The organism is Pseudoalteromonas rubra (assembly GCF_005887095.1).
GTDB classification, from domain to species: Bacteria; Pseudomonadota; Gammaproteobacteria; order Enterobacterales; family Alteromonadaceae; genus Pseudoalteromonas; species Pseudoalteromonas rubra_E.
Genome location: NZ_PNCI01000108.1, coordinates 1 through 209, shown reverse-complemented (window position 1 = coordinate 209; position 209 = coordinate 1). Strand labels below are relative to the sequence as shown.

Annotated in this window: 1 protein-coding gene; it reads right to left on the bottom strand. The window is 57.4% G+C overall.

The annotated features are described in order from the left end of the window. Positions 1 to 209: hypothetical protein (locus tag CWB99_RS23345; RefSeq protein WP_138686239.1), on the bottom strand; the 209-nt coding region annotated here is incomplete at both ends.

Here is a 209-nt window from a genome sequence, read left to right as displayed (position 1 = left end):
GTTACCGTACGACTCACTGAGGAATTGTTGTCGGTGATGGTTACCGTCACACTGTTGCCTGCTTCCGCACCCGACCCCGCAATCAGCACATCGTTGTCTTCGGCCGCATTGACAATGCCATCCGTCTCAATTGGCGTGGTGATGGTCACCGCAGACGGTGCCGCGTTATCCAGGGTGATCGTCTGAGTCGCTGCGGTGGAGGTATTGCC